This is a genomic window from Salipaludibacillus sp. CUR1 (genome assembly GCF_021028955.1).
Lineage (GTDB): Bacteria > Bacillota > Bacilli > Bacillales > Salisediminibacteriaceae > Salipaludibacillus.
This window is the reverse complement of sequence record NZ_JAIWPE010000094.1, coordinates 36,111-59,397: the sequence shown is the minus strand read 5'-3', so window position 1 is coordinate 59,397 and position 23,287 is coordinate 36,111. Positions and strand designations below refer to the sequence as shown.

Sequence of the window (23,287 nt, the reverse complement as noted above, 5' to 3'; positions counted from 1 at the left end):
TTTCCTTGCACGCAAAAAGCCCCTTCTGCTATATAAAAGCAGAAAGAGCTTACTGTAGAAAAAGTTAAAATAATGTTTTATCAGTATGTAAATATGACAGGGTCCCGGCTCTCATTTACGGAAGAGAGCAAAAAGCTTATCCCAGTAGTGTCCTTTACGCTTTTTTATCGTTGTCTCTAAACGTTTATTAAAGTCATTTTGCAGGCGCCATTCTTTCTTTTGTTCTTCCCGGATTTGCTGCAATTCTTTTTGTAAAAATTCATTTTTTTCTTTTTCCTGCTCAAGCATGGTTTCATAATAACCGTGTTGCTGCTCAGTTAATTTTTCAATCTTTGAATTTGTTTTCTGCGCCGAATTACCAATTGTAGAGCTAATAACATGGTGGTCCTGCTGAAGTCTCGCCACCGTCGTTTTAAGCTGGTCCATATCGTTTCTGAGCTGCATATTGGTTTCACGTGCAGCTGCAAATTCACCCGCTAAAACGGTTAAGATCTCTTTTAACTGATTAGGGTCCTGAGGGAGCTCATCATATTGGGCGGATACAGTTACCTGTGTGTCATTCGACTGTTCCAATTTCTTTTTCTGCTGCTCGACAAGATCTTTAGCTGTATCGTCCAAAGGCCTATTCGTATCGCGCAGCGCTATAAGCGATTCGATATCAGATTGGACAAAAACCCGCCGGTCCCGTTCTTTAAAAAATTCATACCCATTCCGCTCAAGCACCTGACCGTATTTACGGACAGTCGGCGTTGCAATTCCTAACTCTTCCGCCACTTCCTTTGTCGTATAAGACCGCTCGTTTGGTTGTATATCGTGCCGCATATCGGACCTCCTCAAAAACTGTTCTGTATAGTATATCGCCGGGCGATACGGTGCGTTGCCGGAAACCAGGGTTAATTGTTCAGTGACCGCTTAAACAGCCGCTTTTTTATTTAGTCTTATGTCCCATTTTATCACGCATGCTTATACTTGTGTATGTCACTTGAGATGTAAATCGCTTTTGTAAATGAATTGTGATAATTATACGGAGGAAAAGAAATTTTTATTAAATTTATTTTTCTGCATCTGCAGCGCCGTGAGTGCCACCGTATCGCCATGCGATACGGTGGAGAAGTTTTTATTACGTGCAACATGTGCTTCGTATTCCCTCACTCCCTTCAGTCACGGGGGGCTTTAACTTTTTATCGATGTACCGCCTGAATTCATTTTGTATCGCCTTATAAGTCTGTATCGCTTAAAGCCTTAACACAACTATACCCGTTTTCACTTGCTTAATTCTGAGAACCAGGACGTATGAAGCGTTTTATTAGGCTAGTAAGGAAATTGCCGGCAGGATTAGTAGTATTAGATATAACTTTATTTTCAGGAAGTAAGTCATTTTTCTCTGGGCTTTCTGTTTCTTTATATCTTTCAGGGGAGGCGCGAAAATCTACAATATTTTGATAAAATGACTGGTCCTGCATGATTTCAAACATATTTATAGAAGGACGGTAATTCGCTTCAATAATCCAAAAATTTCCTCTTTTATCGATTCCTACATCCAAACCTATTTCTGTTCTTTTAGGAAAATACTTTTGTAGATACCGGGCAGTTTCAAAACCTAAGTTATCCAGTTTTTTTTGCAATTCGATCATTTTCACTTTATTCCTTAAATTGGACTTATTAATTGCCTCTTCAACAGTCAGTACTTGAACGCTGGCGTTAGTAACGAAGTACCCGGGAAAACTCACTTTGGCTGCTTTGCCTGTTACAAACCAGTCATTGGACCCTTTCTTCCGCTGGAGCATCACTCTGAAATCAAAGGGAGCCTCGTCAATTGTGGCTAAAGGGATGTACTGCTGAATGACCCGTTTCTTATTAGTTATCTGGTTAATGTAGTTTCGAGTGGGTACTTGTCCGTAAAAATGATTTACTTTTCTCCCGTAGTGAATATTATAATGATCGTCTCCAAGACTGTTTACTTTTAGAATCTTATACCCCAGCCTTCCGAAATTAGGTTTTATTACAACCGTTTCATGCCTCTTTAACATAGACCACAATGTGCCTTTTTTAAAGATTTGTGTTTCTGGAAGATAGTCAGCAAGCACTTTATTTTGTTTCATAAGTTTATATTTAGACCATTTGGATACTGAGACTTTCATAAGTAACCTCCTTTCTTATTAAGGCTCGTAAAACAAAGCTCTCCGACTCTTTAATCATTTGTTTTTTTTATTCCACTACTTTAAACGGAACGGGCAGTTCCCTGTCCGGTTTCCCTTTATAATTGATAGTCACCTCTTCACCGTGCGCAATATCACGCAGCGCAACAAAAGTAATACAGCTCTTTTCCCTGTTTAATATAAAAACCGCATTTGGTTTATATGAATGGTTGTATAGCGAACCGTATCCTAAAGCGACAGCTCCTTCTCTTCCCCATTGAAAGAAGTAATCGACAAGCACAGTATTTAAGATGGTACGCAATTCATTTTTAGGGATAATAATAACTGGAGTCTTTTCAATAAGCTCTCCTTTTTTAAACGTTTTTAAAGTAAAAACTCCGCGTCCTTTACCAGGACTTTGTTTAACCTCTACCATGCTTACCCCCTCCCTTTACTTCAACATATTCAAAAATATAACAGATGAAACGTCAATTACCTATTTATGCTGAGAGTCCAAACAATTAATAAACTTGGCTAATATAAATAAATTAACTTTAAAGAAAGGGAGGTAAAAATATGGGAACGAGAGCAAACGGCTGTGACTGCGCTGCATGGGATGAAATCCTTGTAGAGGGTAATCAATATAATGTGACAACTGAAGCAGGCGTTGCAGATGCTGAAAATAATGCGACGTATATTGGCACCAATGGAAACTTTCTAATCTTTGATCCGCCTGGGAAAGGCGAGGGTTTAATTTATTATTGCTGCACTCAAGTAACGTCAGTTCAGGAAGCACCTGGAGCGCCCACTGAATAAAAAACGCACTCTTATTTCCGACTTAAAAGGCTCTCAACCAAATACTGGTTGGGAGCCTTTTTAAAATTATTTAGAAAGTTGATGAGTGCGGATAATCTGAAGGAATTCCTGCATTTATAAAAACAGATTTAAAGTTTAAATACGGAACGATGCTGCTATTCACTGCGGTATCGAGGGATTACCTCGCTTTTCTCCAAATCCCCCAGAGAGGAATCACGTGCATAATCCAGCTCTTCGTCTCTGTGATATTGGGAGCGAGGCTGTTTACCCGATGATTTGTATCTTATTTGCACTTCTTCCATGTATTCCGGTGTTTCTTCTACCGGAGACGGGAGTTTCATGCTGGCAATCCATGTATCGAGCTTGTAGGTCCCTCTATCTACTATTTCACACAGGTGTTCAAGAGATTTGATAAGCTCATTTAAACAATCCAGTCCGTTCCTTAACATGACAAGACCTTTTTCTTTTGCTCTTTGCAGCGAGTGTTCCATTCTGTACTTATTTTCCTGGTGTTGAAATTCAATGAAACAGCTGCTGCGGTCCCAGTTATAGTTATAAACTTCAATTTTCAACCGTTTCATCACTTTCTTAAGCCTTCTTTCACAAATATACTGCTCTTTATGCGGAACCCATTTAAACATCCCATTCACCTTCCTTATTATGCTCGAGATTATACGCTTACCTTATGTAATAATACATTCTCTAAATTAGACACAATCCCTGTATTAATCGTTTTACAGTCATCGACTTATTTTTACAAGGGAAAAAGGAAAACCTTATCAATATATACCTGATAGCTCCTTTCCTACATCTGATTCAGGGAATAATAAGTATATTTTAACTTAATTTGTAAAATAATGTAGAAATATTTTTAGCAAAATCACAAGGTAATTTAAAATTCATGCTGACTTTAATCTTTTCCTTTAATTTATTATTAACTATAATATCTCTTTCGGCATATGCTTCAATAACCACTCTAATCTTGTCTCTAGTTAGAGCCTTAGCAGGGAGGGAACGGAAAACAATATTAGTTGTTCACCTAATAAAAAACCCTTTTTACATAAAGAGGTTCACAGCCCTTGCAATCGACAAACATTATCAGACCAAACATTAAGGCGGTGGCAGAAGTGACAGATGAACAGTTAAAACTGTTTACCGGAGCGTGGTTAGACGCAACAGGCAGTACCCTTTCTGCCAGTGCAGCAGCAGGAAATTTGGCAGGATTAAATGAAATAAATAACAAACTGACAGCAGTCGGTGAGGGTTTACAAGCGGCAGGAGCCCTAATCATTGGGACGGTTTCAGCCGATGATCCTTTAGACTTTGCCGGCAACTGGATAGATGGTGCCGGAGCAGCAACATCGTCTTTAGCAGCCTATTTGCAATATATTGATGAAGAAAATGGTGCAGACAATATTCGGCTCGACATATTAGGGGATTCCCTCCAATCAATGGGAGCCTCTATTAGTGCCTTATCTGATTATTCAACAGGTGAAACAGGCATAGCTGCCGGTAATGCGCTTCAAGGGTTAGGAGCCGGTTTAGAAGCCATTGGAGGGACGTATGAATTAAGAGAAAAAGAGGAAGCTCAGTTGTTAAATACGGTTGGTGCAGCCTTACAAGCAATCGGAGCCACCCTTAATGCAATTCTCGTTACGAGGGATATTCTTCTGGAAGTTAACTGCAGGTGGCGGTCCGTCCTTTACAAAAACAAAAAAGACTCCCAACCAAAATTGGTTGAGAGGCTTTGAAGTGTTGATAATTAACGCTTCGAGAACTGAGGAGCACGACGAGCTGCTTTAAGACCGTATTTCTTACGCTCTTTCATACGAGCGTCACGAGTCAGGAAGCCTGCTTTTTTGAGTGGTCCACGGAATTCCGGATCTGCTTCAAGCAATGCGCGTGCCACACCGTGACGGATCGCGCCTGCCTGGCCTGTGTATCCACCGCCGTCAACGTTAACAAGCACGTCATAAGTGCCTTCTGTTTGAGTTTCAGCTAATGGCTGTTTCACAATAACTTTTAATGTTTCAAGGTCAAAGTAGTCGTTGATGTCTCTTTTGTTGATCACGATTTTGCCATCTCCTGGTACGAGACGCACACGTGCAGTTGAGTTCTTACGACGACCTGTACCGTAGTATTGAACTTGTGCCAAGAAAATTCCCTCCTTCTATATTAACCGCGTAATTCGTAAGTTTCTGGCTTTTGCGCTGCGTGTGGATGCTCGCTTCCTGCGTATACGTTAAGTTTCTTAGCCATCTGACGGCCTAGAGAACCTTTTGGAAGCATTCCTTTTACTGCAAGCTCGATAAGTTGTGTCGGCTTACGGTCACGCATTTCTCCTGCACTCATTGATTTCAATGAACCAGGGTAACGGCTGTGACGGTAGTACATTTTGTCCTGAAGCTTGTTTCCTGTTAGATGAATCTTCTCCGCATTGATAATGATCACATGATCTCCTGTATCAACATGCGGCGTAAATGTCGGCTTGTTCTTGCCGCGAAGGATGCTGGCAACTTCTGATGCTAAGCGTCCAAGTGCTTTTCCTTCAGCGTCTACAACGTACCATTTACGCTCAACGTCTTGTGGCTTTGCCATATATGTTGTACGCAATTTATTTCCCTCCTAGTCAAACTGTCCAAAAAATATCCTACATTCCAACGTTCGATTCCGTACCCGGGGCTAGTGGGCATAAGAATACCATAGACCATCATATAATATATGAATGCCTGTGTCAATAAAAAATACACTAGGATTCGTTGTTATTGAAAATTTTTTATATGATCGTCCATTTTTTTCTGTTCATAGAACACTTGAGCTAAATACAACCCGCATGCCGGGGCCGTTTTTCCCGCCAGGGCCCTGTCTTCTGCGGCCAGAATCTCAGGTATTTCCCCGGGGTTCCGATCGCCCGCCCCTGCTTCAATTAAAGTCCCCGTAAGGACTCTTACCATCTGGTAGAGAAAGCCGCTTCCGGTAAACCGCAATGTCCAGTCATCTTTTTGTTTCGCAATATTAATCACGAATAGCGTTCTCACCTTATCGACCACATCCGTTTTAGGCGACGAAAAACTTGTATAGTTATGAGTGCCGGTCAGATAGGCTGCTGCCTCCTGCATTGCTTCTATATCCAGTTTTTTGGGGAGATGGTGGACATAGTGCCTCTCAAATACATTGCGTTCAGGCGCTGTATTGATTCGATAAATATACTCCTTCCCTAATGCCTCATACCGGGCATGGAATGAAGAGGGGACATACTGGCAGCTGTGAACGTGTATATCTTTCGGAAGAAGAGTGTTCAAAGCTTTTGGCCACCGGTCTTCCGGGATAGCCAGCGGTGAATCAAAATGCACCGGCTGTCTGATTCCGTGTACTCCTGAATCTGTCCGTCCTGAGGAAACTGATTTCCAGCCATCCGCTTTATGTATTTTTCCGAGCGCCTGCTCTATTTCTCCCTGGACAGAACGGTCATTCGGCTGACGCTGATACCCGTGAAATCCGGACCCGTCATAAGACAAGTGGGCTAAGATTCTTTGCATGCACACTCTCACCTCTATTCAAAAAATCGGAATATAACTGTCAGTACCGCAAAGGCAATAAATAAACTGAGCGCTCCTGTATCTAAAGGCTTCCATTTCAGCTGTCTGAATTTAGTCCTGCCTTCACCGCCGTTATACCCGCGTGCTTCCATAGCAACAGCCAGATCCTCCGCACGCTTAAATGACTGCACAAAGAGAGGGATCAGCACCGGTATTAAAGCTTTCAGCCTTTTCCATAAGGAACCTTCGGAAAAGTTAGCTCCCCGGGCCATCTGGGCTTTTACTATTTTTGCAGTTTCTCCGAGCAGCGTTGGAATAAACCTTAAAGCGATCGACATCATCAGCGCCAGTTCGTGAGTAGGAACATTCACCTTTTTTAACGGCTTCATAAGTGTTTCTATCCCGTCTGTTAAATCAATAGGAGTCGTAGTTAAAGTCAATAAAGAAGCCATAAGAATGAGCAGGAAAAGCCTTAAGGCAATCAGGCTTCCCTCGATAACCCCGCCGGAATAAATTGTCAGCAGCGGCCATTCCACCAGTACTGTCCCTTCCCTTGTCATAAAAAGATGCAATATGAAAGTAAAAAAGATAATAATTGCGATAAAGCGCATTCCTTTTATGAAATAGCCAAATGGTATTTTGGACATAGAAAAGGCTGTAAAAGTGAGAATTACTGCCATACCGAGAATAAACGGGTGGCGCGTTAAAAATAAAAAGACGATAAAAAGCAGAACGATAATCAGTTTAGAACGGGGATCCATTTTATGAATCACCGATTCTTTAGGAACATACTGGCCTATAATCACATTATCAAACACGGTCACTCACACCCCTTTTCCTAAGAAACCCCAGAACCTGGTCAACTGTTTCTTCGAGTGTAAATGCGGCAGTGCTTATGTCTTCGCCTGATTGTTCCCTCAGCATTGAAAGGAGCTTAACAGACTCGGGGACGGACAGCCCCATCGCTTCAAGTTCACCTGCTTTTGAAAAAACCTGGTGTGGGCGGCCCTGATCCTTAACAGTTCCTTTATCCATGAGAACTATTTCATCGGAATATCGGGCCGCATCCTCCATTTGGTGCGTCACAAGTATAATTGAGCGCTCCTTCTTTTCCTGGAACCAGTCGTAAAACAGTTCCATCATTTTAACCTGTCCCTCCGGATCAAGACCTGCGGTCGGCTCATCTAAAATGAGCAGTTTCGGATTAAGAGCCAGCACTCCCGCAATTGCTACTCTGCGCATCTGGCCGCCGCTCAAATCAAACGGGGAACGGTCAAACATGTCAGGATGAATACCTGCCAGCTCAAGATACTCCTTTGCCCTATTTTCAGCTTCAAGCTTAGTAAGGCCAAAATTTACCGGACCGTAGGCCACATCAGAAAGCACTGTTTCATGAAACAACTGATGTTCAGGAAACTGAAAAACTATGCTCGCATGCCTTCGCAGCTCATATAGATGCTTCTGTTTCGTCTCTGGACGAATCGTCCAGTCTCCTACCGTCACAGTACCGGATGAAGGCTTAATCAAGCCGTTTAAATGCTGGATAAACGTAGATTTACCTGATCCTGTATGGCCGATGACCGAGGTAAACCGGCCTTCAGGGATAGTTATATTCAACCCTTTGAGAGCTTCCTTTTCAAAGGGGGTGTTTTTCATATATTTATATGTGAGGTTGTCTGCTTTAATCTGCATAGCGCTTCCACCAACTCCTCTTCGGTTAACACGTTATCAGGCAATCGAACGTGATATTTGCGAAGTTCCTGAGCAACTTGCACCGCGAAAGGAGTCTTTAATTGAGCCTGGTGCAGAGCAGATTCATTTGTCAGGATGTCCTGCGGTGTGCCATCCTGCTCAATGCGGCCTTCTTTCAGGACGATAATACGGTCCGCTGATACCGCTTCTTTTACATCATGAGTAATTGTAACGATTGTCAGGTTCTCTTCTTCACGCAGCTTTTGTACGGTGGCTATCACTTCTTGCCGCCCCATGGGATCGAGCATGGAAGTGGCTTCATCCAGTACAATTATCCGCGGCCGCAGAGCCAAGGCTCCGGCTAAGGCGACCCGCTGTTTCTGGCCTCCTGACAGCCGGTGCGGCTCCTGTTTCTCCAGCCCCGATAAACCAAGACGGCTTATGCTTTCATAAACCCTCTTCTGCATCTCATCATAAGGCACCCCGGCGTTTTCAAGACCGAATGCTACGTCATCTTCCACTGTAGGGGCAACAAGCTGGTTATCAGGGTTTTGAAAAACCATACCTACCTGCCTGCGTATAAAAGGGTGCTGACCGGGATCGTTCGTTAGACGGCCGCATGCCATGACTTCCCCTTCTTCAGGCACGTGCAGCGCATTGAAGAACTTAGCCAAAGTGGACTTGCCAGAGCCGTTATGGCCTAACACCGCCAGCCATTCCCCGCTTTTAACTTCGAGAGAGAGATCTTTTAATACGTAAGGAGCATGCTCGTGATACCGGAAACTTAGTCCTTTTACTTTAATATCATAAGTCATACAAAGGCTCCTCTCATGATGGTCGCAAGGCTGCGGATTGTTTAATTACCGGGCTGCACACTAATCCCGCCGTAATACAGCAAAACTTCGATCCTGAGAAATAAACTTACAGGGTGCCTTGACTTATCTCCCACTTGGAGAAAGCCGGTTGCAGGACAATCGGGTACAAAAAAAGGGCACAGACCAGCATCTGTTTCCAGACGCGGTGTCCCGCCCTTTGAAGAATCAATGCGTCATGAGTTATACAAGCTCAATGATAGCCATTTCTGCACCGTCTCCACGGCGAGGTCCAAGCTTAAGAACTCGTGTATAACCGCCTTGACGATCTTCGTAGCGCTTAGCTACATCATCAAATAGTTTTTGAATTGCATCTTGTCCAGTTTCTTCATCTGCAATTTCATTACGTACATAAGCAGCTACTTGACGACGAGCATGTAAGTCACCACGTTTACCTAACGTGATCATCTTTTCAACGATTGAACGAAGCTCTTTCGCTTTCGGTTCTGTCGTTTCAATGCGTTCGTTAATAATTAAATCAGTCGTTAAGTCACGGAATAGTGCTTTACGGGCACTGCTGTCACGACCTAATTTTCTGTATCCCATGTTAGTCCCTCCTTCTCTGATGAATCTCTATTCTCAGCCCGATCTGACTGGCAGACCGTAACCGGAACAGAATTATTCTTCATCTCGAAGACCAAGATTGAGTTCTTGCAGTTTTTCCTGTACCTCTTCAAGTGACTTTCGTCCAAGGTTACGAACTTTCATCATGTCTTCTTCTGATTTTTGTGTCAGTTCCTGTACTGTATTAATTCCCGCACGCTTTAAGCAGTTGTAGGAACGTACAGACAAGTCTAACTCTTCTATCGTCATTTCGAGGACTTTTTCTTTTTGATCCTCTTCTTTTTCAACCATAATCTCGGCATGCTGTGCCTGATCGGTTAAACCGACGAAAATGTTCAAATGCTCAGTAAGAATCTTTGCTCCAAGGGAGACAGCTTCTTCAGGACGAATACTGCCGTCAGTCCAAACATCCAGTGTCAGCTTATCAAAGTTTGTAATCTGACCTACACGTGTGTTTTCAACTTGGAAGTTCACACGGGAAACTGGTGTAAAGATGGAATCCACAGGGATTACCCCAATTGGCAAATCATCTGAATTATTGTTTTCTGCCGGCACATATCCCCGGCCTCTGGCTGCTGTAATTTTCATTTGGAATTGAGCACCCTTAGAAAGAGTAGCGATATGCAGATCCGGGTTTAAAACCTCCACATCACTGTCATGCATAAGATCAGCTGCAGTGACGACCCCTTCACCTTGAGCATCAATTTCCAAAGTCTTCTCTTCATCCGAGTAAATTTTCAGTGCCAGTTTTTTTAGATTGAGCACGATTGTTGTGACGTCTTCAACGACACCTTCAATCGTAGAAAATTCATGAAGTACTCCGTTAAACTGGACGCTTGTTACAGCAGAACCAGGTAAAGACGAAAGTAGGATTCTGCGGAGGGAATTTCCAAGCGTTGTTCCGTATCCGCGCTCAAGAGGTTCTACGACAAATTTACCGTACGTAGCATCGTCGCTTAATTCAACCACTTCAATTTTCGGCTTTTCTATCTCGATCATTAAACAAACCCTCCTTCAAAACGTCGAAACCCCGGTTGTGAAATAGGCACAACCGGAATCCCTCATTGGGCACACCTAGACCTGTCACGAACCGTCAATATATTTCCGTATCCATAGCGGACATTGGCTCTTACACCATTATTGACAAGGGTATGGAAATTCATACCTCTGCTGCGACTATACTCTACGACGTTTTGGTGGACGGCAGCCGTTATGAGGAACCGGTGTGACGTCTTTAATCATGTTCACTTCAAGACCTGTAGCTTGAAGGGAACGAATAGCAGCTTCACGTCCGGCACCAGGGCCTTTTACTGAAACTTCTACAGACTTCATGCCATGCTCCATCGCTGCTTTTGCTGCAGTTTCAGCAGCAGTCTGAGCTGCGAAAGGAGTAGACTTACGTGAACCTTTAAAGCCTAAAGCTCCGGCACTTGCCCAAGAAATGGCATTCCCTTGAGGGTCTGTGATCGTAACAATCGTATTATTGAAAGTTGAACGAATGTGCGCAACTCCGGACTCTATATTTTTACGTTGACGACGCTTTGCACGAGTCGTTTTTGGTTTAGCCATAATCGAACATGACCTCCTTTACTTATTTTTTCTTATTAGCAACCGTACGACGAGGTCCTTTTCGTGTACGTGCATTGTTCTTTGTTTTCTGTCCTCGGACAGGCAATCCACGGCGATGACGGATACCGCGGTATGATCCGATTTCGATCAAACGCTTAATATCAAGAGAAACTTCACGGCGAAGATCCCCTTCTACTTTAATCCCGTCAACAACTTCACGGATTTTACCTAATTCATCTTCAGTTAAATCACGGACGCGTGTGTCTTCAGATACACCCGCATCTTTGAGAACCTGGCTAGCTCTGGACTTGCCGATTCCGAAAATGTACGTGAGAGAGACGACAACCCGCTTATCACGAGGAATGTCGACACCAGCAATACGTGCCATGCTTTTACACCTCCTGTGGTTTTACCCTTGCTTTTGTTTGTGTTTAGGATTTTCGCAAATTACCATGACGGTACCTTTTCGGCGAATAACTTTGCATTTTTCGCAAATTGGTTTCACTGATGGTCTTACCTTCATGTTTTCTACCTCCTTATAATGCGGAGTGACTGTCATAACCTGTCAGTTTATTTATAACGATACGTGATACGACCACGAGTCAGATCATACGGAGATAATTCTACAGTAACCTTGTCTCCAGGTAAAATACGAATGAAGTGCATACGGATTTTTCCTGAGACATGGGCAAGAATTTTGTGCCCGTTTTCCAGCTCTACGCGAAACATAGCGTTTGGAAGCGGCTCTATGACCGTTCCTTCTACTTCAATTACATCTTCTTTGGCCATGAATTTACTCTCCTTCCTTCAGTAAATTATCATCAATATATGTTGAAATTGCAAACCGCAATTTGGCATTGGTTACACGGCCCGTTTCAACAATGCTATTCTTCACTTCAGGAGCAATGATGTTTACTCTCTCGATGTGCTGAATGTTTTTCTTTTTTGCACGGTCAACTTTTCTTTTATCCCCGTCAGCAATCCGTACAAAACGTTCATCCAGAACTTCAATAATGAAAGCAAATTGATCTTTGTCCCTTCCATTCAGAACTCTCACAAGTTCTCCAACTTGTGGAATCGATTCAGGATCTTTCATTTGTTGACCACCTTTATCCCTTATGCGGGGCTTTTGTCAATATTTCATATCCTGTGTCGACAATAGCGATTGTGTGTTCAAAATGGGCACACATTTCCCCATCCGTGGTAACGACGGTCCAGTTATCTTTCAATGTTCGGACATGACGCCTGCCCGCATTAACCATCGGTTCGATAGCCAGAACCATTCCTTCTTTCAGTCTCGGCCCTTTCCCGGGCGGACCAAAATGGGGGATTTGCGGGTCTTCATGGAGACTTTGACCAACCCCGTGACCGACATACTCTCTCACAATGGAAAAACCATGTGCTTCTGCATACGTTTGAATCGCATGAGAAATGTTTGACAGTCTTGCACCAGGTTGAGCTTCAGCAAGTCCTTTATAGAGTGACTCTTCGGTGACTTCGAGGAGCTTGCCAGTCTTTTCATTGATTGTTCCCACCGGATACGTCCAGGCGGAATCACCGTGGTAGCCCTGGTAGTCGGCGCCGATATCAATACTGATAATGTCGCCGTTTTTCAGAGCCCGGTCTCCCGGAATTCCGTGTACCAATTGATCATTTACTGAAGCACAGATGCTGCCAGTAAATCCATTATAGCCTTTAAAAGATGGAATCGCATCATTGTTTCGAATGAAAGTGTCTGCGATGTGGTCCAGTTCCTTCGTCGTGATCCCAGGTTCAATGTGTTTTTGAAGCTCCTGATGAGTCAAAGCTACGATTTCTCCTGCATGACGCATGATATCAAGCTCTCGCGGAGTCTTACAAATGATCATTGATTGCTTCCTTTCAGAAGCTGATCAATATCTTCAAAAACGTCTTGGATGTCTTTCTGGCCGTTAATGTTACGAAGGTAGCCTTTTTCACTGTAAAAGTCAACTAGCGGCTGTGTTTGCTCCAAATTGACTTCTAAACGTTTTTCAACCGTTTCAGGCTTGTCATCATCCCGTTGAATCAAGTCACTTCCGTCTTTATCACATTTACCCTGTACCTTGGGAGGATTAAAGATCTCATGGTAAGCTGTTCCGCAATCAGGGCAGATCCAGCGACCAGTCAGACGTTTGAAAAGATCCTCTTTTGGTACTTTGATATATAAAACATGATCCAATTGACGATCAAGTTCATTTAAAATTTCTTCCAGCGCTGATGCCTGGGCGACAGTACGAGGAAAGCCGTCAAGTAAAAAACCATCCTTGCAGTCATCTTTGCTTAAACGCTCTTTCACAATTCCGACCGTCACTTCGTCTGGCACAAGGTTTCCCTCATCCATAAAAGCTTTGGCCTTAAGGCCTAATTCTGTTCCATTTTTAATAGCTGCACGGAACATATCTCCGGTTGAAATGTGGGGAACGCCATATTTATCAACGATTTTATCTGCTTGAGTACCTTTTCCTGCACCTGGAAGTCCCATTAAGATTAGATTCATTGTAATCCCTCCACCGTTTTAACCTACGATCGAAGGCAAAGGGAGATTGCCTCCCTTATTATTTAATAAAGCCTTTGTAGGATCGTTTAATTAATTGACTCTCAATTTGTTTCATCGTGTCCAGTGCCACACCAACAACGATCAATAAACCGGTGCCTCCTATTTGAACAGCTGGAGGTAGTCCAGCCACTTCTGTAAAGAAGACTGGTATGGTTGATACTGTTGCCAGGAACAGAGCTCCGACGAATGTCAAACGATAAAGGATTCGAGTAATATATACTTGTGTTGTCTTACCGGGACGAATTCCAGGAATGTAACCACCCTGTTTTTTAAGGTTATCCGCCATTTGCTCAGGGTTAACCTGAACGAATGTATAGAAATACGTAAACCCGATGATTAACGCCGCGTAAACAACAAGTCCAAACGGCTGCGTGTAATCAAAGTTACGAGTAACCCAACCAGCTATCGCACTCTCATCTCCGAAGAATCCTGCCACTGTGGGCGGGAAAATAAACAGAGACATCGCAAAGATAACTGGAATAACCCCGGCTGAGTTCACCTTTAACGGCAAGTGAGTCGATTGACCCCCCTGCGGCTTCCCAGCAACCAATCGCTTGGCGTATTGAACAGGAATCTTTCTAAGGGCCTGTTGTACAAAAATAACTCCGACGACGATCGCTAAAAGTGCCAAGAGAAGTAACAATACGGTTACGATGTTAATAAACAAGGCATCTCCTGCGTCTTCGAATTGAGTTACATAAATTTGATTAACTCCATTCGGAATCCCAGCAGCAATCCCGGCAAAAATCATAATCGATATCCCGTTACCGACTCCGTTTGCTGTTACCTGTTCACCCAACCAGAGCAGAAAGGCTGTTCCTGCGGTTAAAGTCAAAGCAATCAGCAAATAAGTAGTCATGGACGGGTTAGGTACAAGACCTTCAAAAATGTTATTGAAACCAATAGACATTCCTAAGGCTTGAATAAACGCGATTACAATCGTTCCGTATCTTGTTACTTGGGCCAGCTTTTTACGACCTGCTTCGCCTTGTTTCGACCACTCAGCGAACTTAGGGACTACATCCATCCGCAACAACTGAACGATAATGGATGCAGTAATGTACGGCATAATCCCTGTCGCAAAAATAGAGAAGTTTTCAAGTGCTCCTCCGCCAAAGGTATTCAGAAAACCAAAGGCGTTCATTTCTCCACCAAAATCCAATATATCAGCGTTCACTCCCGGAGCCGGGATATGGGCACCGATACGGAAGACGATTAACATCGCTAAGGTGAATAATATTTTGTTTCGTAAATCACCAACACGAAAAATATTGGAGATTGTCTGGAACATTAAATCACCTCAGTCGTTCCGCCAGCGGCTTCAATCGCTTCCTTTGAAGATCCTGAGAATTTATGAGCTTTTACTGTAAGCTTACGGTCAAGAGTCCCGTTGCCGAGAATCTTAATTCCGTCTTTTTCGTTCTTAACTACACCTGATTCTACAAGTAGTTCAGGTGTAACTTCTGTACCCTCATCGAAACGGTTTAGCGTTTCAAGGTTTACGATGGCGTAAGTTGTACGGTTAGGGTTTTTGAATCCGCGTTTTGGCAAACGGCGGAAAATAGGCATTTGTCCACCTTCAAAACCTGGTCGTACTCCTCCACCAGAACGGGCGTTTTGACCTTTGTGGCCTTTACCGGCAGTTTTACCATTACCAGTGGCAATACCGCGGCCTTTACGCTTGCGTTCTTTACGTGATCCTTCAGAAGGTTGTAATTCGTGAAGTTGCATGTTGACACCTCCTCAACTGTTTATCAATTAAGCTTCGATTTCTTTCACACTGATAAGGTGGGAAACTTTGTTTACCATTCCTCGCATTGCTTCGTTATCCTCTTGCACGACAGTGTGATTGACTTTACGAAGACCTAAAGTCTTCACAGTCACACGCTGATCTTCAGGGCGTCCGATCAGGCTTCGTTTGAGGGTAATTTCTAGTTTTTTTGCCATGCCAAAATCCCTCCTTAACCTAGCAACTCTTCTACAGATTTGCCGCGTAGTTTTGCAACATCTTCTGGACTCTTCAAGCTTTCAAGCCCTTGAATTGTCGCACGTACCATGTTAATAGGGTTATTTGACCCTAAGGATTTAGACAGAATGTCACCTACACCAGCTAACTCAAGTACCGCACGGACAGGTCCGCCTGCGATAACTCCGGTACCTTCAGAGGCCGGCTTAAGCAGCACACTGCCTGCACCAAACTCACCAGTGATCTGGTGGGGAATTGTAGTTCCTTGAATTGGTACGCGAATTAAGTTTTTCTTACCGTCTTCGATAGCTTTTCGAATAGCTTCAGGCACTTCCAATGCTTTACCCATTCCAAAACCAACGTGTCCGTTTTTATCTCCAACGACAACGAGTGCGGCGAAGCGGAAACGACGTCCACCTTTAACAACCTTCGCTACACGGTTGACCGTTACGACTCTTTCTTCAATTTCCAATTTAGTTGGATCGATACGCAATGTATTTCCCTCCTTTTAGCCTTGATTAAAACTTAAGACCTGCTTCACGTGCAGCGTCTGCAAGTTCTTGTACACGACCGTGGTAGAGGTAACCGCCACGATCAAATACTACGGATTCATGACCTTTTTCAAGGGCACGCTTTGCTACAAGTTCGCCAACTTGACGAGCTGCGTCTTTGTTCCCGCCGTTTTCAATGTTGAGTTCTTTATCTAAGCTTGAAGCACCTGCTACAGTAACGCCTGCTACGTCATCAATGAGCTGTGCGTAAATGTGCTTATTAGAACGGAAAACATTTAAGCGGGGACGTTCGGCAGTTCCAGTGATCGAACGACGAACGTGGGCGTGTCTTTTCTTACGTACCGCGTTCTTGTCAGTCTTCGAGATCATTGAACGTCATTCCTTTCTTTCCGTTATTAGGGATTACTTCCCTGTCTTACCTTCCTTACGTCGTACATATTCGCCTGCATAACGAACACCTTTTCCTTTGTAAGGTTCAGGTCTTCTTGTAGAACGAATATTTGAGGCAAGTGCTCCAACACGTTCTTTATCGATACCTTTAACGATAATTTCTGTATTAGAAGGTACTTCAATTTCAAGTCCGTTATCTGCTACAAACTCTACAGGGTGAGAAAGACCTACGTTTAAGACTACTTTGTTTCCAGTCTTTTGCGCACGGTAACCAACCCCTACAAGTTCAAGCTTCTTTTCAAAGCCTTTCGTTACGCCTTCAATCATGTTGTTGATCATGCTGCGTGTTGTGCCATGAAGGGAACGGTGCTCTTTATGATCAGAAGGACGCGCAACAGTGATCGTGTTGTCTTCCTGTTTCACGATCATATCGTGGTGAATTTCGCGCTGAAGTTCACCTTTTGGTCCTTTTACAGTAATTGTTGTATTGTCGATTTTCACTTCTACTCCGGAAGGAACCTCAACTGGTTTTAAACCAACTCGAGACATGCCTTACACCTCCATTCTGTTACGTACTTTATTACCAAACGTAAGCGAGTACTTCTCCGCCTACTTTTTGTTGACGAGCTTCTTTATCAGTGATAACGCCTGTTGATGAAGAAATAATCGCGATTCCCAGTCCACCAAGTACTCGTGGCAGTTCATCTGACTTAGCATAAACGCGTAAGCCCGGCTTACTGATTTTCTTAAGTCCGGTGATAACTTTTTCGTTATTGGCACCATACTTAAGGAAAATACGAAGGATACCTTGTTTGCTATCCTCAATGTATTCATAATCGCGAATGAAACCTTCGCGCTTTAAAATGTCAGCAACTTCTCGCTTAATTGTTGAAGCTGGAAGCTCCAAACTTGTGTGTCGAACTGTATTCGCATTGCGAATGCGAGTTAGCATATCAGCAATTGGATCTGTCATGACCATCGTATTTACCTCCTTCCCTAAACGGAATTACCAGCTAGCTTTTTTAACGCCCGGAATTTGACCTTTATATGCAAGTTCCCGGAAGCAGATACGGCAAAGTTTAAATTTGCGAATGACACTGTGAGGGCGTCCACAACGTTCGCAACGTGTGTATTCCTGTACATTAAACTTTTTAGTACGCTTCTGTTTTGCGATCATCGATTTTTTCGCCAAGGTCTTCACTCCTCTCTTTGGCAAACTTGTTATTTTTGAAACGGCATGCCCATCTGAGTGAGAAGTTCGCGTGCTTCTTCGTCAGTATTAGCCGTAGTGACAATTACGATATCCATACCGCGAACTTTATCTACTTTGTCATACTCGATTTCTGGGAAAATCAATTGCTCTTTAACTCCCAAAGTATAGTTTCCACGTCCGTCAAATGCTTTTTTAGAAACACCGCGGAAGTCACGTACACGCGGAAGGGAAACAGCGATTAGCTTATCCAGGAATTCATACATACGCTCACCGCGCAGTGTAACCTTGGCACCGATCGGCATACCTTCACGAAGTTTGAATCCGGCGATGGATTTCTTGGCTTTCGTGATTAACGGCTTTTGACCAGTAATCAGTGTGAGTTCCTCAACAGCTTTATCAAGAACTTTAGAGTTCTGTACTGCATCACCGACACCCATGTTTACAACGATCTTTTCTACACGTGGTACTTCCATAACGGAAGAGTAGTTAAATTTCTCTGTTAAAGCAGGAGTGATATCCTGATTGAACTTTTCTTTCAAACGACTCATTGAGTTGACCTCCTTTCAGCCACTGGCGCTTACTTATCTAAAGACTCGCCAGATTTTTTCGCGATTCTAACTTTCTTTCCATTTTCTTCTTTATATCCAACGCGTGTTGGTTCACCCGTTTTTGGATCAATTGGCATCACGTTTGAGACGTGGACAGGCGCTTCTTGATTCAAAATACCACCTTGTGGATTTGATTGGGACGGCTTAGCATGTTTTTTTACCATATTTACGCCTTCCACAAGCACACGGTTTTGGTTCGGGTATGCTTCAAGAATTTTACCTTCTTTGCCTTTGTCTTTTCCAGAGATGACTTTGACGTTATCTCCTTGCTTGACGTGCAATTTCGGTTGAGACATGAGGGCACCTCCTCTTAAGACGAATATTTCCGTTCATATGATTTATCATTAAAGAACTTCAGGAGCTAAAGAAACGATCTTCATAAATTGATTCTCACGTAATTCACGTGCAACCGGTCCGAAGATACGTGTTCCTCGCGGGCTCTTATCGTCACGGACGATCACCGCTGCGTTTTCGTCAAACTTAATGTAAGATCCGTCTTGACGGCGAGCACCGCTCTTTGAACGAACGATTACCGCACGGACAACTTCACCCTTCTTGACAACGCCACCAGGTGTTGCTTGCTTTACAGAACAGACAATTACGTCTCCAATGTTAGCTACTTTACGTCCGGATCCTCCAAGAACTTTAATACATTGCACTTCACGTGCTCCTGAGTTATCGGCAACTTTTAATCGGCTTTCTTGCTGAATCATTGACTTCTTTACCTCCCTTCAGGTAAGCAAAACATAAACTTTTAAGTTAAACGATGATAGATTCCTCTACGATTTCTACGAGACGGAAACGCTTATCCTTGGATAAAGGCTTAGTTTCCATGATTCGTACAACATCACCATTTTTGGCGGAGTTATTTTCATCATGCGCTTTTAACTTTTTAGAGTATTTTACACGCTTTCCATAGAGCGAGTGCATTTTATACGTTTCTACAACAACTGTGATGGTTTTGTCCATCTTGTCAGATGTTACGCGACCAACATAGCTTTTGCGGTTGTTACGTTCTTCCACTGTGCAAACCTCCTCTCAGGACTATTCGTTCGTGATACCGAGTTCTCGTTCACGTAAAACTGTTTTTGCACGGGCAATTGATTTTTTCACTTCGCGAATACGGGCTGGATTATCAAGCTGTCCAGTCGCAAGCTGAAAGCGAAGGTTAAATAGTTCTTCTTTCAAAGACTTGGATTTTTGTTCGATTTCTGCAGTGGTAAGGTTGCGAATCTCATTAGCTCTCATTTGCGTCACCACCCACTTCTTCACGTTTTACAAATTTAGTTTTAATCGGCAGCTTGTGAGAAGCAAGACGTAGTGCTTCACGAGCTACTTCTTCGGATACCCCAGCTATTTCAAACATAATTTTCCCTGGCTTAACAACTGCCACCCAGCCTTCAGGCGCCCCTTTACCGGAACCCATTCGAACTTCTAAAGGTTTTGATGTATAAGGCTTATCCGGGAAAATTTTAATCCATACTTTACCTCCACGCTTCATATAACGTGTCATGGCAATACGTGCAGATTCAATTTGTCGGTTAGTGATCCAGGAAGCTTCAAGAGCTTGCAAACCATATTCACCGAATGTTACTTCTTTTCCGCCTTTCGCACGGCCGCGCATTTTCCCACGGTGTTCACGACGGAATTTAACACGTTTAGGCATTAGCATGATTAATTTCCTCCTTCCTCTTCATTCGTTCCTTTCGTTGGAAGGACCTCACCTTTGTAAATCCACACTTTAACACCGAGCTTACCGTAAGTTGTATCTGCTTCTGCAGTTCCGTACGCTATGTCAGCTCTTAAAGTGTGTAGAGGAACAGTTCCTTCGCTGTATGATTCAGAACGAGCAATATCGGCACCGCCAAGACGACCAGAAACTTCTGTTCTAATCCCAAGTGCGCCTGCACGCATCGTACGTTGAATAGATTGTTTCATCGCACGACGGAATGAAATACGATTTTCTAATTGACGAGCAATGTTTTCAGCAACAAGTCTGGAATCAAGATCTGGTTTCTTGACTTCATTGATGTTGATGTGTACACGCTTGCCGGTTAATTGATTTAGAGCTTTACGTAATGCTTCTACTTCAGAACCACCTTTACCGATAACCATTCCTGGCTTGGCAGTGTAAATCGTTACGTTCACACGGTTAGCCGCGCGCTCGATTTCAATGGTGGAGATTGAAGCTTCACTAAGACGCTTCTCCAGGTATTCACGAATTTTGATATCTTCGTGAAGCAGGTCAGCATAATCTTTATCAGCGTACCATTTTGACTCCCAGTCGCGAATAACGCCGACACGAAGTCCATTAGGATTTACTTTTTGACCCACACTTATCCCTCCTTCTTTTCTGTAAGAACGACCGTTATATGGCTCGTACGTTTGTTGATCCGGCTCGCACGTCCCATTGCACGTGGGCGGAATCTTTTTAGTGTAATACCTTCATCTACATATGCCTGGCTGACAACTAAATTGTCAGGTTCCATTTCATAGTTATGCTCTGCGTTCGCAATGGCTGAGTTTAGAAGCTTCTCGATTACAGGAGATGCTTTTTTTGGTGTCAGACGTAAAATAGAGATTGCTTCACCAATTTCTTTACCACGAATTAAGTCTGCGACTAAGCGAACTTTGCGAGGAGCAATACGCACTTGTTTTGCAACTGCTTTTGCTTCCATGAATAGTACCTCCCCTCTTTATTAACGTCGTGTTTTCTTATCGTCTGAAGCATGGCCTTTGTACGTTCTGCTTGGTGCAAACTCACCAAGTTTGTGTCCTACCATATCTTCTGAAATATATACTGGTACATGCTTACGTCCGTCATATACCGCGATTGTGTGACCAATGAATTGTGGGAAAATTGTTGAACGACGGGACCAAGTCTTAATGACTCGCTTGTTGTCATCATCCATCGCTTCTACTTTCTTCATTAAATGATCATCGACAAAAGGTCCTTTTTTCAAGCTGCGACCCATAATGGTACCTCCCTTCGTGATTGACCTACGGTTCCACCTGAGAACCGTAGAACAACCCCGTTATTTTTTGCGACGACGCACAATATATTTATCCGTGTCTTTGTTTTTCTTACGAGTCTTATATCCAAGAGTTGGTTTACCCCATGGAGACATCGGTGATTTAAGACCGATTGGCGCACGTCCTTCACCACCACCGTGAGGGTGATCTACAGGGTTCATAACAGAACCGCGGACTGTAGGGCGCTTGCCTAACCAGCGTGAGCGGCCGGCTTTACCGATGTTTACAAGCTCATGTTCTACGTTTCCAACCTGGCCGACTGTCGCACGGCAAGTTGCAAGAATCAGACGAGTTTCACCTGAACGGAGTCTTACAAGAACATAGTCTCCTTCTTTACCTAGAACCTGTGCTTCAGCTCCTGCAGAACGGACAAGCTGTCCGCCTTTTCCTGGACGAAGCTCAATGTTGTGGATAACAGTACCAACTGGAATATCTCTTAATTGAAGAGCATTACCAACTTTGATGTCGGCATCTTTTCCAGACATGATTTCCATACCAACTTTAAGATTTTTAGGAGCAAGGATATAACGCTTTTCTCCATCTGCATAGTTGATAAGTGCGATGTTTGCAGAACGGTTTGGATCGTATTCGATCGTAGCAACGCGCCCTGGAATTCCATCTTTGTCACGCTTAAAGTCAATAATTCGGTATTGACGCTTGTGACCGCCGCCTTGGTGGCGAACTGTTAATCTGCCTTGGTTATTTCGACCGCCGCGCTTGTGTAATGGAGCTAGTAATGATTTTTCCGGCTTATCTGTTGTCAGGTCCTGAAAATCAAGAGTAGTCATTCCGCGACGACCGTTAGTGGTCGGTTTGTACTTTTTAATAGCCATCAGAGTTTCCCTCCTTCTCTATAGATTATTGTTTACGCACCTTCAAAGAATTCTAGTTCTTTGCTGTCCGCTGAAAGTTCAACAATGGCTTTTTTGCGCTTGCGAGTATAGCCTGTATAACGTCCGAAACGCTTAAACTTCCCTTTGTAGTTCATCGTATTTACGTTAACTACTGTTACGCCGAAAATTTCTTCCACAGCGTCTTTGATCTGTGATTTATTCGCACGAGGATCTACCTCAAACGTATATTTCTTGTCAACCATTAAGTCCGCTGAGCGTTCTGTAATGATGGGGCGCTTAATAATATCTCTTACGTCTGCCATTATGCAAGCACCTCCTCTACTTGTTTCACAGCATCCTGGGTAATGATGAGCTTCTCATGGTTAAGAAGATCGAGAACATTAACTCCATCTGCTGTTACAAATTTTACTCCCGGAAGGTTACGTACAGATAATGCAACCGCATCGTTGTAATCGTTGGAAACAACAAGTGCTTTTGTATCTGCTGTTAATCCGGCAAGGATCTGCTTCATTTCCTTAGTCTTTGGTGCTTCAAGGCTCAATCCTTCCACTACGCGAATATTTTCCTCATTCACTTTGGAAGAAAGAGCAGATCTTAAAGCTAAACGGCGTTGTTTCTTAGGCATCTTATATCCGTAGCTGCGCGGTGTAGGTCCGAATGTTACTCCACCACCAACCCAGATAGGCGAACGGATAGTTCCGTGACGGGCACGGCCTGTTCCTTTTTGTCTCCAAGGCTTGCGTCCGCCGCCGCGAACGTCTGAACGGCCTTTTGTTGAATGTGTACCTTGACGTTGAGATGCTTGCTGCATCACAACTGCGTCGTATAGAACACTTTCATTAGGCTCTATACCAAAAATATTGTCTGAAAGTTCAATATCGCCAACTTGTGAGCCAGTCTGGTTATATAGTGTAACTTTTGGCATCTGGGCTCCTCCTTTCCT

41 protein-coding genes are annotated in these 23,287 nt (G+C 43.5%); 2 read left to right on the top strand and 39 right to left on the bottom strand.

Translation table 11 applies throughout. The features are described 5' to 3' along the window. Positions 1–111: 111 nt before the first annotated feature. From K8O68_RS16025 to K8O68_RS16015, 3 genes are all read right to left on the bottom strand, one after another. The gene (locus K8O68_RS16025; RefSeq protein WP_230897815.1) at positions 112–822 is read right to left on the bottom strand and encodes a MerR family transcriptional regulator; all 711 of its coding nucleotides are present in this window, start codon (positions 820–822) and stop codon (positions 112–114) included. A 449-nt stretch (positions 823–1,271) separates the two neighbouring features. Then, complete coding sequence (locus K8O68_RS16020) at positions 1,272–2,141, bottom strand: YheC/YheD family protein (RefSeq protein ID WP_230897814.1); 870 nt, start codon at positions 2,139–2,141, stop codon at positions 1,272–1,274. A gap of 67 nt (positions 2,142–2,208) precedes the next feature. Beyond that, a complete protein-coding gene (locus K8O68_RS16015; protein WP_230897813.1) occupies positions 2,209–2,574 on the bottom strand; it encodes an SET domain-containing protein in 366 nt (121 codons plus the stop codon). 140 nt (positions 2,575–2,714) lie between these two features. Between K8O68_RS16015 and K8O68_RS16010 the strand changes: the two genes are divergently transcribed. After that, positions 2,715–2,954, top strand: a complete 240-nt coding sequence (locus K8O68_RS16010) for a hypothetical protein (RefSeq protein WP_230897812.1) — start codon at positions 2,715–2,717, stop codon at positions 2,952–2,954. A 155-nt stretch (positions 2,955–3,109) separates the two neighbouring features. On the opposite strand, the gene K8O68_RS16005 is transcribed toward K8O68_RS16010, so the two are convergent. After that, positions 3,110–3,595, bottom strand: a complete 486-nt coding sequence (locus K8O68_RS16005) for a hypothetical protein (protein WP_230897811.1) — start codon at positions 3,593–3,595, stop codon at positions 3,110–3,112. 438 nt (positions 3,596–4,033) lie between these two features. Here K8O68_RS16005 and K8O68_RS16000 point away from each other — a divergent pair, with 438 nt between their 5' ends. After that, positions 4,034–4,705: a DUF6944 family repetitive protein gene (locus K8O68_RS16000; protein ID WP_230897810.1), complete on the top strand. Its 672-nt coding sequence runs from the start codon at positions 4,034–4,036 to the stop codon at positions 4,703–4,705. A gap of 11 nt (positions 4,706–4,716) precedes the next feature. Here K8O68_RS16000 and rpsI read toward each other — a convergent pair whose 3' ends face one another. From rpsI to rplD, 35 genes are all read right to left on the bottom strand, one after another. After that, on the bottom strand, positions 4,717–5,109 hold the full coding sequence (rpsI, locus tag K8O68_RS15995; RefSeq protein ID WP_230897809.1) for a 30S ribosomal protein S9: 393 nt from the start codon (positions 5,107–5,109) through the stop codon (positions 4,717–4,719). Positions 5,110–5,129: 20 nt separating this feature from the next. Continuing rightward, positions 5,130–5,567 (bottom strand): 50S ribosomal protein L13, encoded by a 438-nt coding sequence (rplM, locus tag K8O68_RS15990; protein WP_093052571.1) that lies wholly within the window; start codon positions 5,565–5,567, stop codon positions 5,130–5,132. A gap of 149 nt (positions 5,568–5,716) precedes the next feature. After that, positions 5,717–6,493 (bottom strand): tRNA pseudouridine(38-40) synthase TruA, encoded by a 777-nt coding sequence (gene truA / locus K8O68_RS15985; protein WP_230897808.1) that lies wholly within the window; start codon positions 6,491–6,493, stop codon positions 5,717–5,719. A 14-nt stretch (positions 6,494–6,507) separates the two neighbouring features. Further along, entirely contained in the window at positions 6,508–7,311 is an 804-nt protein-coding gene (locus K8O68_RS15980; RefSeq protein WP_230897807.1) for an energy-coupling factor transporter transmembrane component T family protein, read from the bottom strand. Then, positions 7,304–8,185 carry an energy-coupling factor transporter ATPase gene (locus K8O68_RS15975; protein WP_230897806.1) on the bottom strand — a complete coding sequence of 294 codons (882 nt, stop codon included), beginning with the start codon at positions 8,183–8,185 and terminating at the stop codon, positions 7,304–7,306. Before K8O68_RS15975 ends, K8O68_RS15980 begins: the two co-directional genes overlap by 8 nt. Then, positions 8,146–9,000, bottom strand: coding sequence for an energy-coupling factor transporter ATPase (locus K8O68_RS15970; RefSeq protein WP_230897805.1), 855 nt, complete (start codon positions 8,998–9,000; stop codon positions 8,146–8,148). Before K8O68_RS15970 ends, K8O68_RS15975 begins: the two co-directional genes overlap by 40 nt. A gap of 240 nt (positions 9,001–9,240) precedes the next feature. Next, complete coding sequence (gene rplQ, locus K8O68_RS15965) at positions 9,241–9,603, bottom strand: 50S ribosomal protein L17 (protein WP_230897804.1); 363 nt, start codon at positions 9,601–9,603, stop codon at positions 9,241–9,243. Positions 9,604–9,675: 72 nt separating this feature from the next. Then, positions 9,676–10,620: a DNA-directed RNA polymerase subunit alpha gene (locus K8O68_RS15960; RefSeq protein ID WP_093052589.1), complete on the bottom strand. Its 945-nt coding sequence runs from the start codon at positions 10,618–10,620 to the stop codon at positions 9,676–9,678. Between the two features lie 177 nt (positions 10,621–10,797). Then, positions 10,798–11,190 (bottom strand): 30S ribosomal protein S11, encoded by a 393-nt coding sequence (gene rpsK / locus K8O68_RS15955; protein WP_230897803.1) that lies wholly within the window; start codon positions 11,188–11,190, stop codon positions 10,798–10,800. Between the two features lie 22 nt (positions 11,191–11,212). Next, positions 11,213–11,578, bottom strand: coding sequence for a 30S ribosomal protein S13 (gene rpsM, locus K8O68_RS15950; protein WP_230897802.1), 366 nt, complete (start codon positions 11,576–11,578; stop codon positions 11,213–11,215). Between the two features lie 21 nt (positions 11,579–11,599). Then, a complete protein-coding gene (gene rpmJ / locus K8O68_RS15945; RefSeq protein WP_003322638.1) occupies positions 11,600–11,713 on the bottom strand; it encodes a 50S ribosomal protein L36 in 114 nt (37 codons plus the stop codon). Positions 11,714–11,760: 47 nt separating this feature from the next. Beyond that, positions 11,761–11,979: a translation initiation factor IF-1 gene (infA, locus tag K8O68_RS15940; protein ID WP_010896341.1), complete on the bottom strand. Its 219-nt coding sequence runs from the start codon at positions 11,977–11,979 to the stop codon at positions 11,761–11,763. A 4-nt stretch (positions 11,980–11,983) separates the two neighbouring features. Next, the gene (locus K8O68_RS15935; protein ID WP_230897801.1) at positions 11,984–12,286 is read right to left on the bottom strand and encodes a KOW domain-containing RNA-binding protein; all 303 of its coding nucleotides are present in this window, start codon (positions 12,284–12,286) and stop codon (positions 11,984–11,986) included. Between the two features lie 13 nt (positions 12,287–12,299). After that, on the bottom strand, positions 12,300–13,058 hold the full coding sequence (map, locus tag K8O68_RS15930) for a type I methionyl aminopeptidase (protein ID WP_230897800.1): 759 nt from the start codon (positions 13,056–13,058) through the stop codon (positions 12,300–12,302). Next, positions 13,055–13,708, bottom strand: a complete 654-nt coding sequence (locus K8O68_RS15925; RefSeq protein ID WP_230897799.1) for an adenylate kinase — start codon at positions 13,706–13,708, stop codon at positions 13,055–13,057. Before K8O68_RS15925 ends, map begins: the two co-directional genes overlap by 4 nt. A gap of 58 nt (positions 13,709–13,766) precedes the next feature. Further along, positions 13,767–15,059, bottom strand: coding sequence for a preprotein translocase subunit SecY (gene secY / locus K8O68_RS15920; RefSeq protein WP_230897798.1), 1,293 nt, complete (start codon positions 15,057–15,059; stop codon positions 13,767–13,769). Beyond that, the gene (gene rplO, locus K8O68_RS15915) at positions 15,059–15,499 is read right to left on the bottom strand and encodes a 50S ribosomal protein L15 (RefSeq protein ID WP_230897797.1); all 441 of its coding nucleotides are present in this window, start codon (positions 15,497–15,499) and stop codon (positions 15,059–15,061) included. Before rplO ends, secY begins: the two co-directional genes overlap by 1 nt. A 27-nt stretch (positions 15,500–15,526) precedes the next feature. After that, entirely contained in the window at positions 15,527–15,715 is a 189-nt protein-coding gene (gene rpmD / locus K8O68_RS15910) for a 50S ribosomal protein L30 (protein WP_093052614.1), read from the bottom strand. Between the two features lie 14 nt (positions 15,716–15,729). Continuing rightward, positions 15,730–16,227 (bottom strand): 30S ribosomal protein S5, encoded by a 498-nt coding sequence (gene rpsE / locus K8O68_RS15905; protein WP_093052617.1) that lies wholly within the window; start codon positions 16,225–16,227, stop codon positions 15,730–15,732. Positions 16,228–16,252: 25 nt separating this feature from the next. Continuing rightward, positions 16,253–16,615: a 50S ribosomal protein L18 gene (gene rplR / locus K8O68_RS15900; protein ID WP_230897796.1), complete on the bottom strand. Its 363-nt coding sequence runs from the start codon at positions 16,613–16,615 to the stop codon at positions 16,253–16,255. A gap of 33 nt (positions 16,616–16,648) precedes the next feature. Next, positions 16,649–17,185 carry a 50S ribosomal protein L6 gene (gene rplF, locus K8O68_RS15895; RefSeq protein ID WP_230897795.1) on the bottom strand — a complete coding sequence of 179 codons (537 nt, stop codon included), beginning with the start codon at positions 17,183–17,185 and terminating at the stop codon, positions 16,649–16,651. A gap of 31 nt (positions 17,186–17,216) precedes the next feature. Beyond that, positions 17,217–17,615 carry a 30S ribosomal protein S8 gene (rpsH, locus tag K8O68_RS15890; RefSeq protein WP_093052626.1) on the bottom strand — a complete coding sequence of 133 codons (399 nt, stop codon included), beginning with the start codon at positions 17,613–17,615 and terminating at the stop codon, positions 17,217–17,219. Positions 17,616–17,642: 27 nt separating this feature from the next. Further along, positions 17,643–17,828: a 30S ribosomal protein S14 gene (rpsN, locus tag K8O68_RS15885; protein ID WP_093052629.1), complete on the bottom strand. Its 186-nt coding sequence runs from the start codon at positions 17,826–17,828 to the stop codon at positions 17,643–17,645. A 29-nt stretch (positions 17,829–17,857) separates the two neighbouring features. Next, the gene (gene rplE / locus K8O68_RS15880) at positions 17,858–18,397 is read right to left on the bottom strand and encodes a 50S ribosomal protein L5 (RefSeq protein ID WP_230897794.1); all 540 of its coding nucleotides are present in this window, start codon (positions 18,395–18,397) and stop codon (positions 17,858–17,860) included. 29 nt (positions 18,398–18,426) lie between these two features. Continuing rightward, positions 18,427–18,738 (bottom strand): 50S ribosomal protein L24, encoded by a 312-nt coding sequence (gene rplX / locus K8O68_RS15875; protein WP_093052794.1) that lies wholly within the window; start codon positions 18,736–18,738, stop codon positions 18,427–18,429. A 63-nt stretch (positions 18,739–18,801) separates the two neighbouring features. Beyond that, positions 18,802–19,170, bottom strand: coding sequence for a 50S ribosomal protein L14 (gene rplN / locus K8O68_RS15870; RefSeq protein WP_093052635.1), 369 nt, complete (start codon positions 19,168–19,170; stop codon positions 18,802–18,804). 46 nt (positions 19,171–19,216) lie between these two features. Beyond that, positions 19,217–19,480 carry a 30S ribosomal protein S17 gene (rpsQ, locus tag K8O68_RS15865; protein ID WP_093052637.1) on the bottom strand — a complete coding sequence of 88 codons (264 nt, stop codon included), beginning with the start codon at positions 19,478–19,480 and terminating at the stop codon, positions 19,217–19,219. A 21-nt stretch (positions 19,481–19,501) separates the two neighbouring features. Further along, positions 19,502–19,705 (bottom strand): 50S ribosomal protein L29, encoded by a 204-nt coding sequence (gene rpmC, locus K8O68_RS15860; RefSeq protein ID WP_093052640.1) that lies wholly within the window; start codon positions 19,703–19,705, stop codon positions 19,502–19,504. Further along, the gene (gene rplP / locus K8O68_RS15855; RefSeq protein WP_093052643.1) at positions 19,695–20,129 is read right to left on the bottom strand and encodes a 50S ribosomal protein L16; all 435 of its coding nucleotides are present in this window, start codon (positions 20,127–20,129) and stop codon (positions 19,695–19,697) included. Before rplP ends, rpmC begins: the two co-directional genes overlap by 11 nt. Before the next feature lie 2 nt (positions 20,130–20,131). Further along, positions 20,132–20,791: a 30S ribosomal protein S3 gene (gene rpsC, locus K8O68_RS15850; RefSeq protein ID WP_230897793.1), complete on the bottom strand. Its 660-nt coding sequence runs from the start codon at positions 20,789–20,791 to the stop codon at positions 20,132–20,134. A 2-nt stretch (positions 20,792–20,793) separates the two neighbouring features. Beyond that, positions 20,794–21,135 (bottom strand): 50S ribosomal protein L22, encoded by a 342-nt coding sequence (rplV, locus tag K8O68_RS15845; protein WP_093052648.1) that lies wholly within the window; start codon positions 21,133–21,135, stop codon positions 20,794–20,796. A 21-nt stretch (positions 21,136–21,156) separates the two neighbouring features. Then, positions 21,157–21,432: a 30S ribosomal protein S19 gene (gene rpsS / locus K8O68_RS15840; RefSeq protein WP_093052651.1), complete on the bottom strand. Its 276-nt coding sequence runs from the start codon at positions 21,430–21,432 to the stop codon at positions 21,157–21,159. Between the two features lie 60 nt (positions 21,433–21,492). Beyond that, the gene (gene rplB, locus K8O68_RS15835) at positions 21,493–22,323 is read right to left on the bottom strand and encodes a 50S ribosomal protein L2 (RefSeq protein WP_093052654.1); all 831 of its coding nucleotides are present in this window, start codon (positions 22,321–22,323) and stop codon (positions 21,493–21,495) included. Between the two features lie 32 nt (positions 22,324–22,355). Next, positions 22,356–22,646, bottom strand: coding sequence for a 50S ribosomal protein L23 (rplW, locus tag K8O68_RS15830; protein WP_093052656.1), 291 nt, complete (start codon positions 22,644–22,646; stop codon positions 22,356–22,358). Beyond that, entirely contained in the window at positions 22,646–23,269 is a 624-nt protein-coding gene (rplD, locus tag K8O68_RS15825; RefSeq protein WP_230897792.1) for a 50S ribosomal protein L4, read from the bottom strand. Before rplD ends, rplW begins: the two co-directional genes overlap by 1 nt. Positions 23,270–23,287 lie beyond the last annotated feature (18 nt).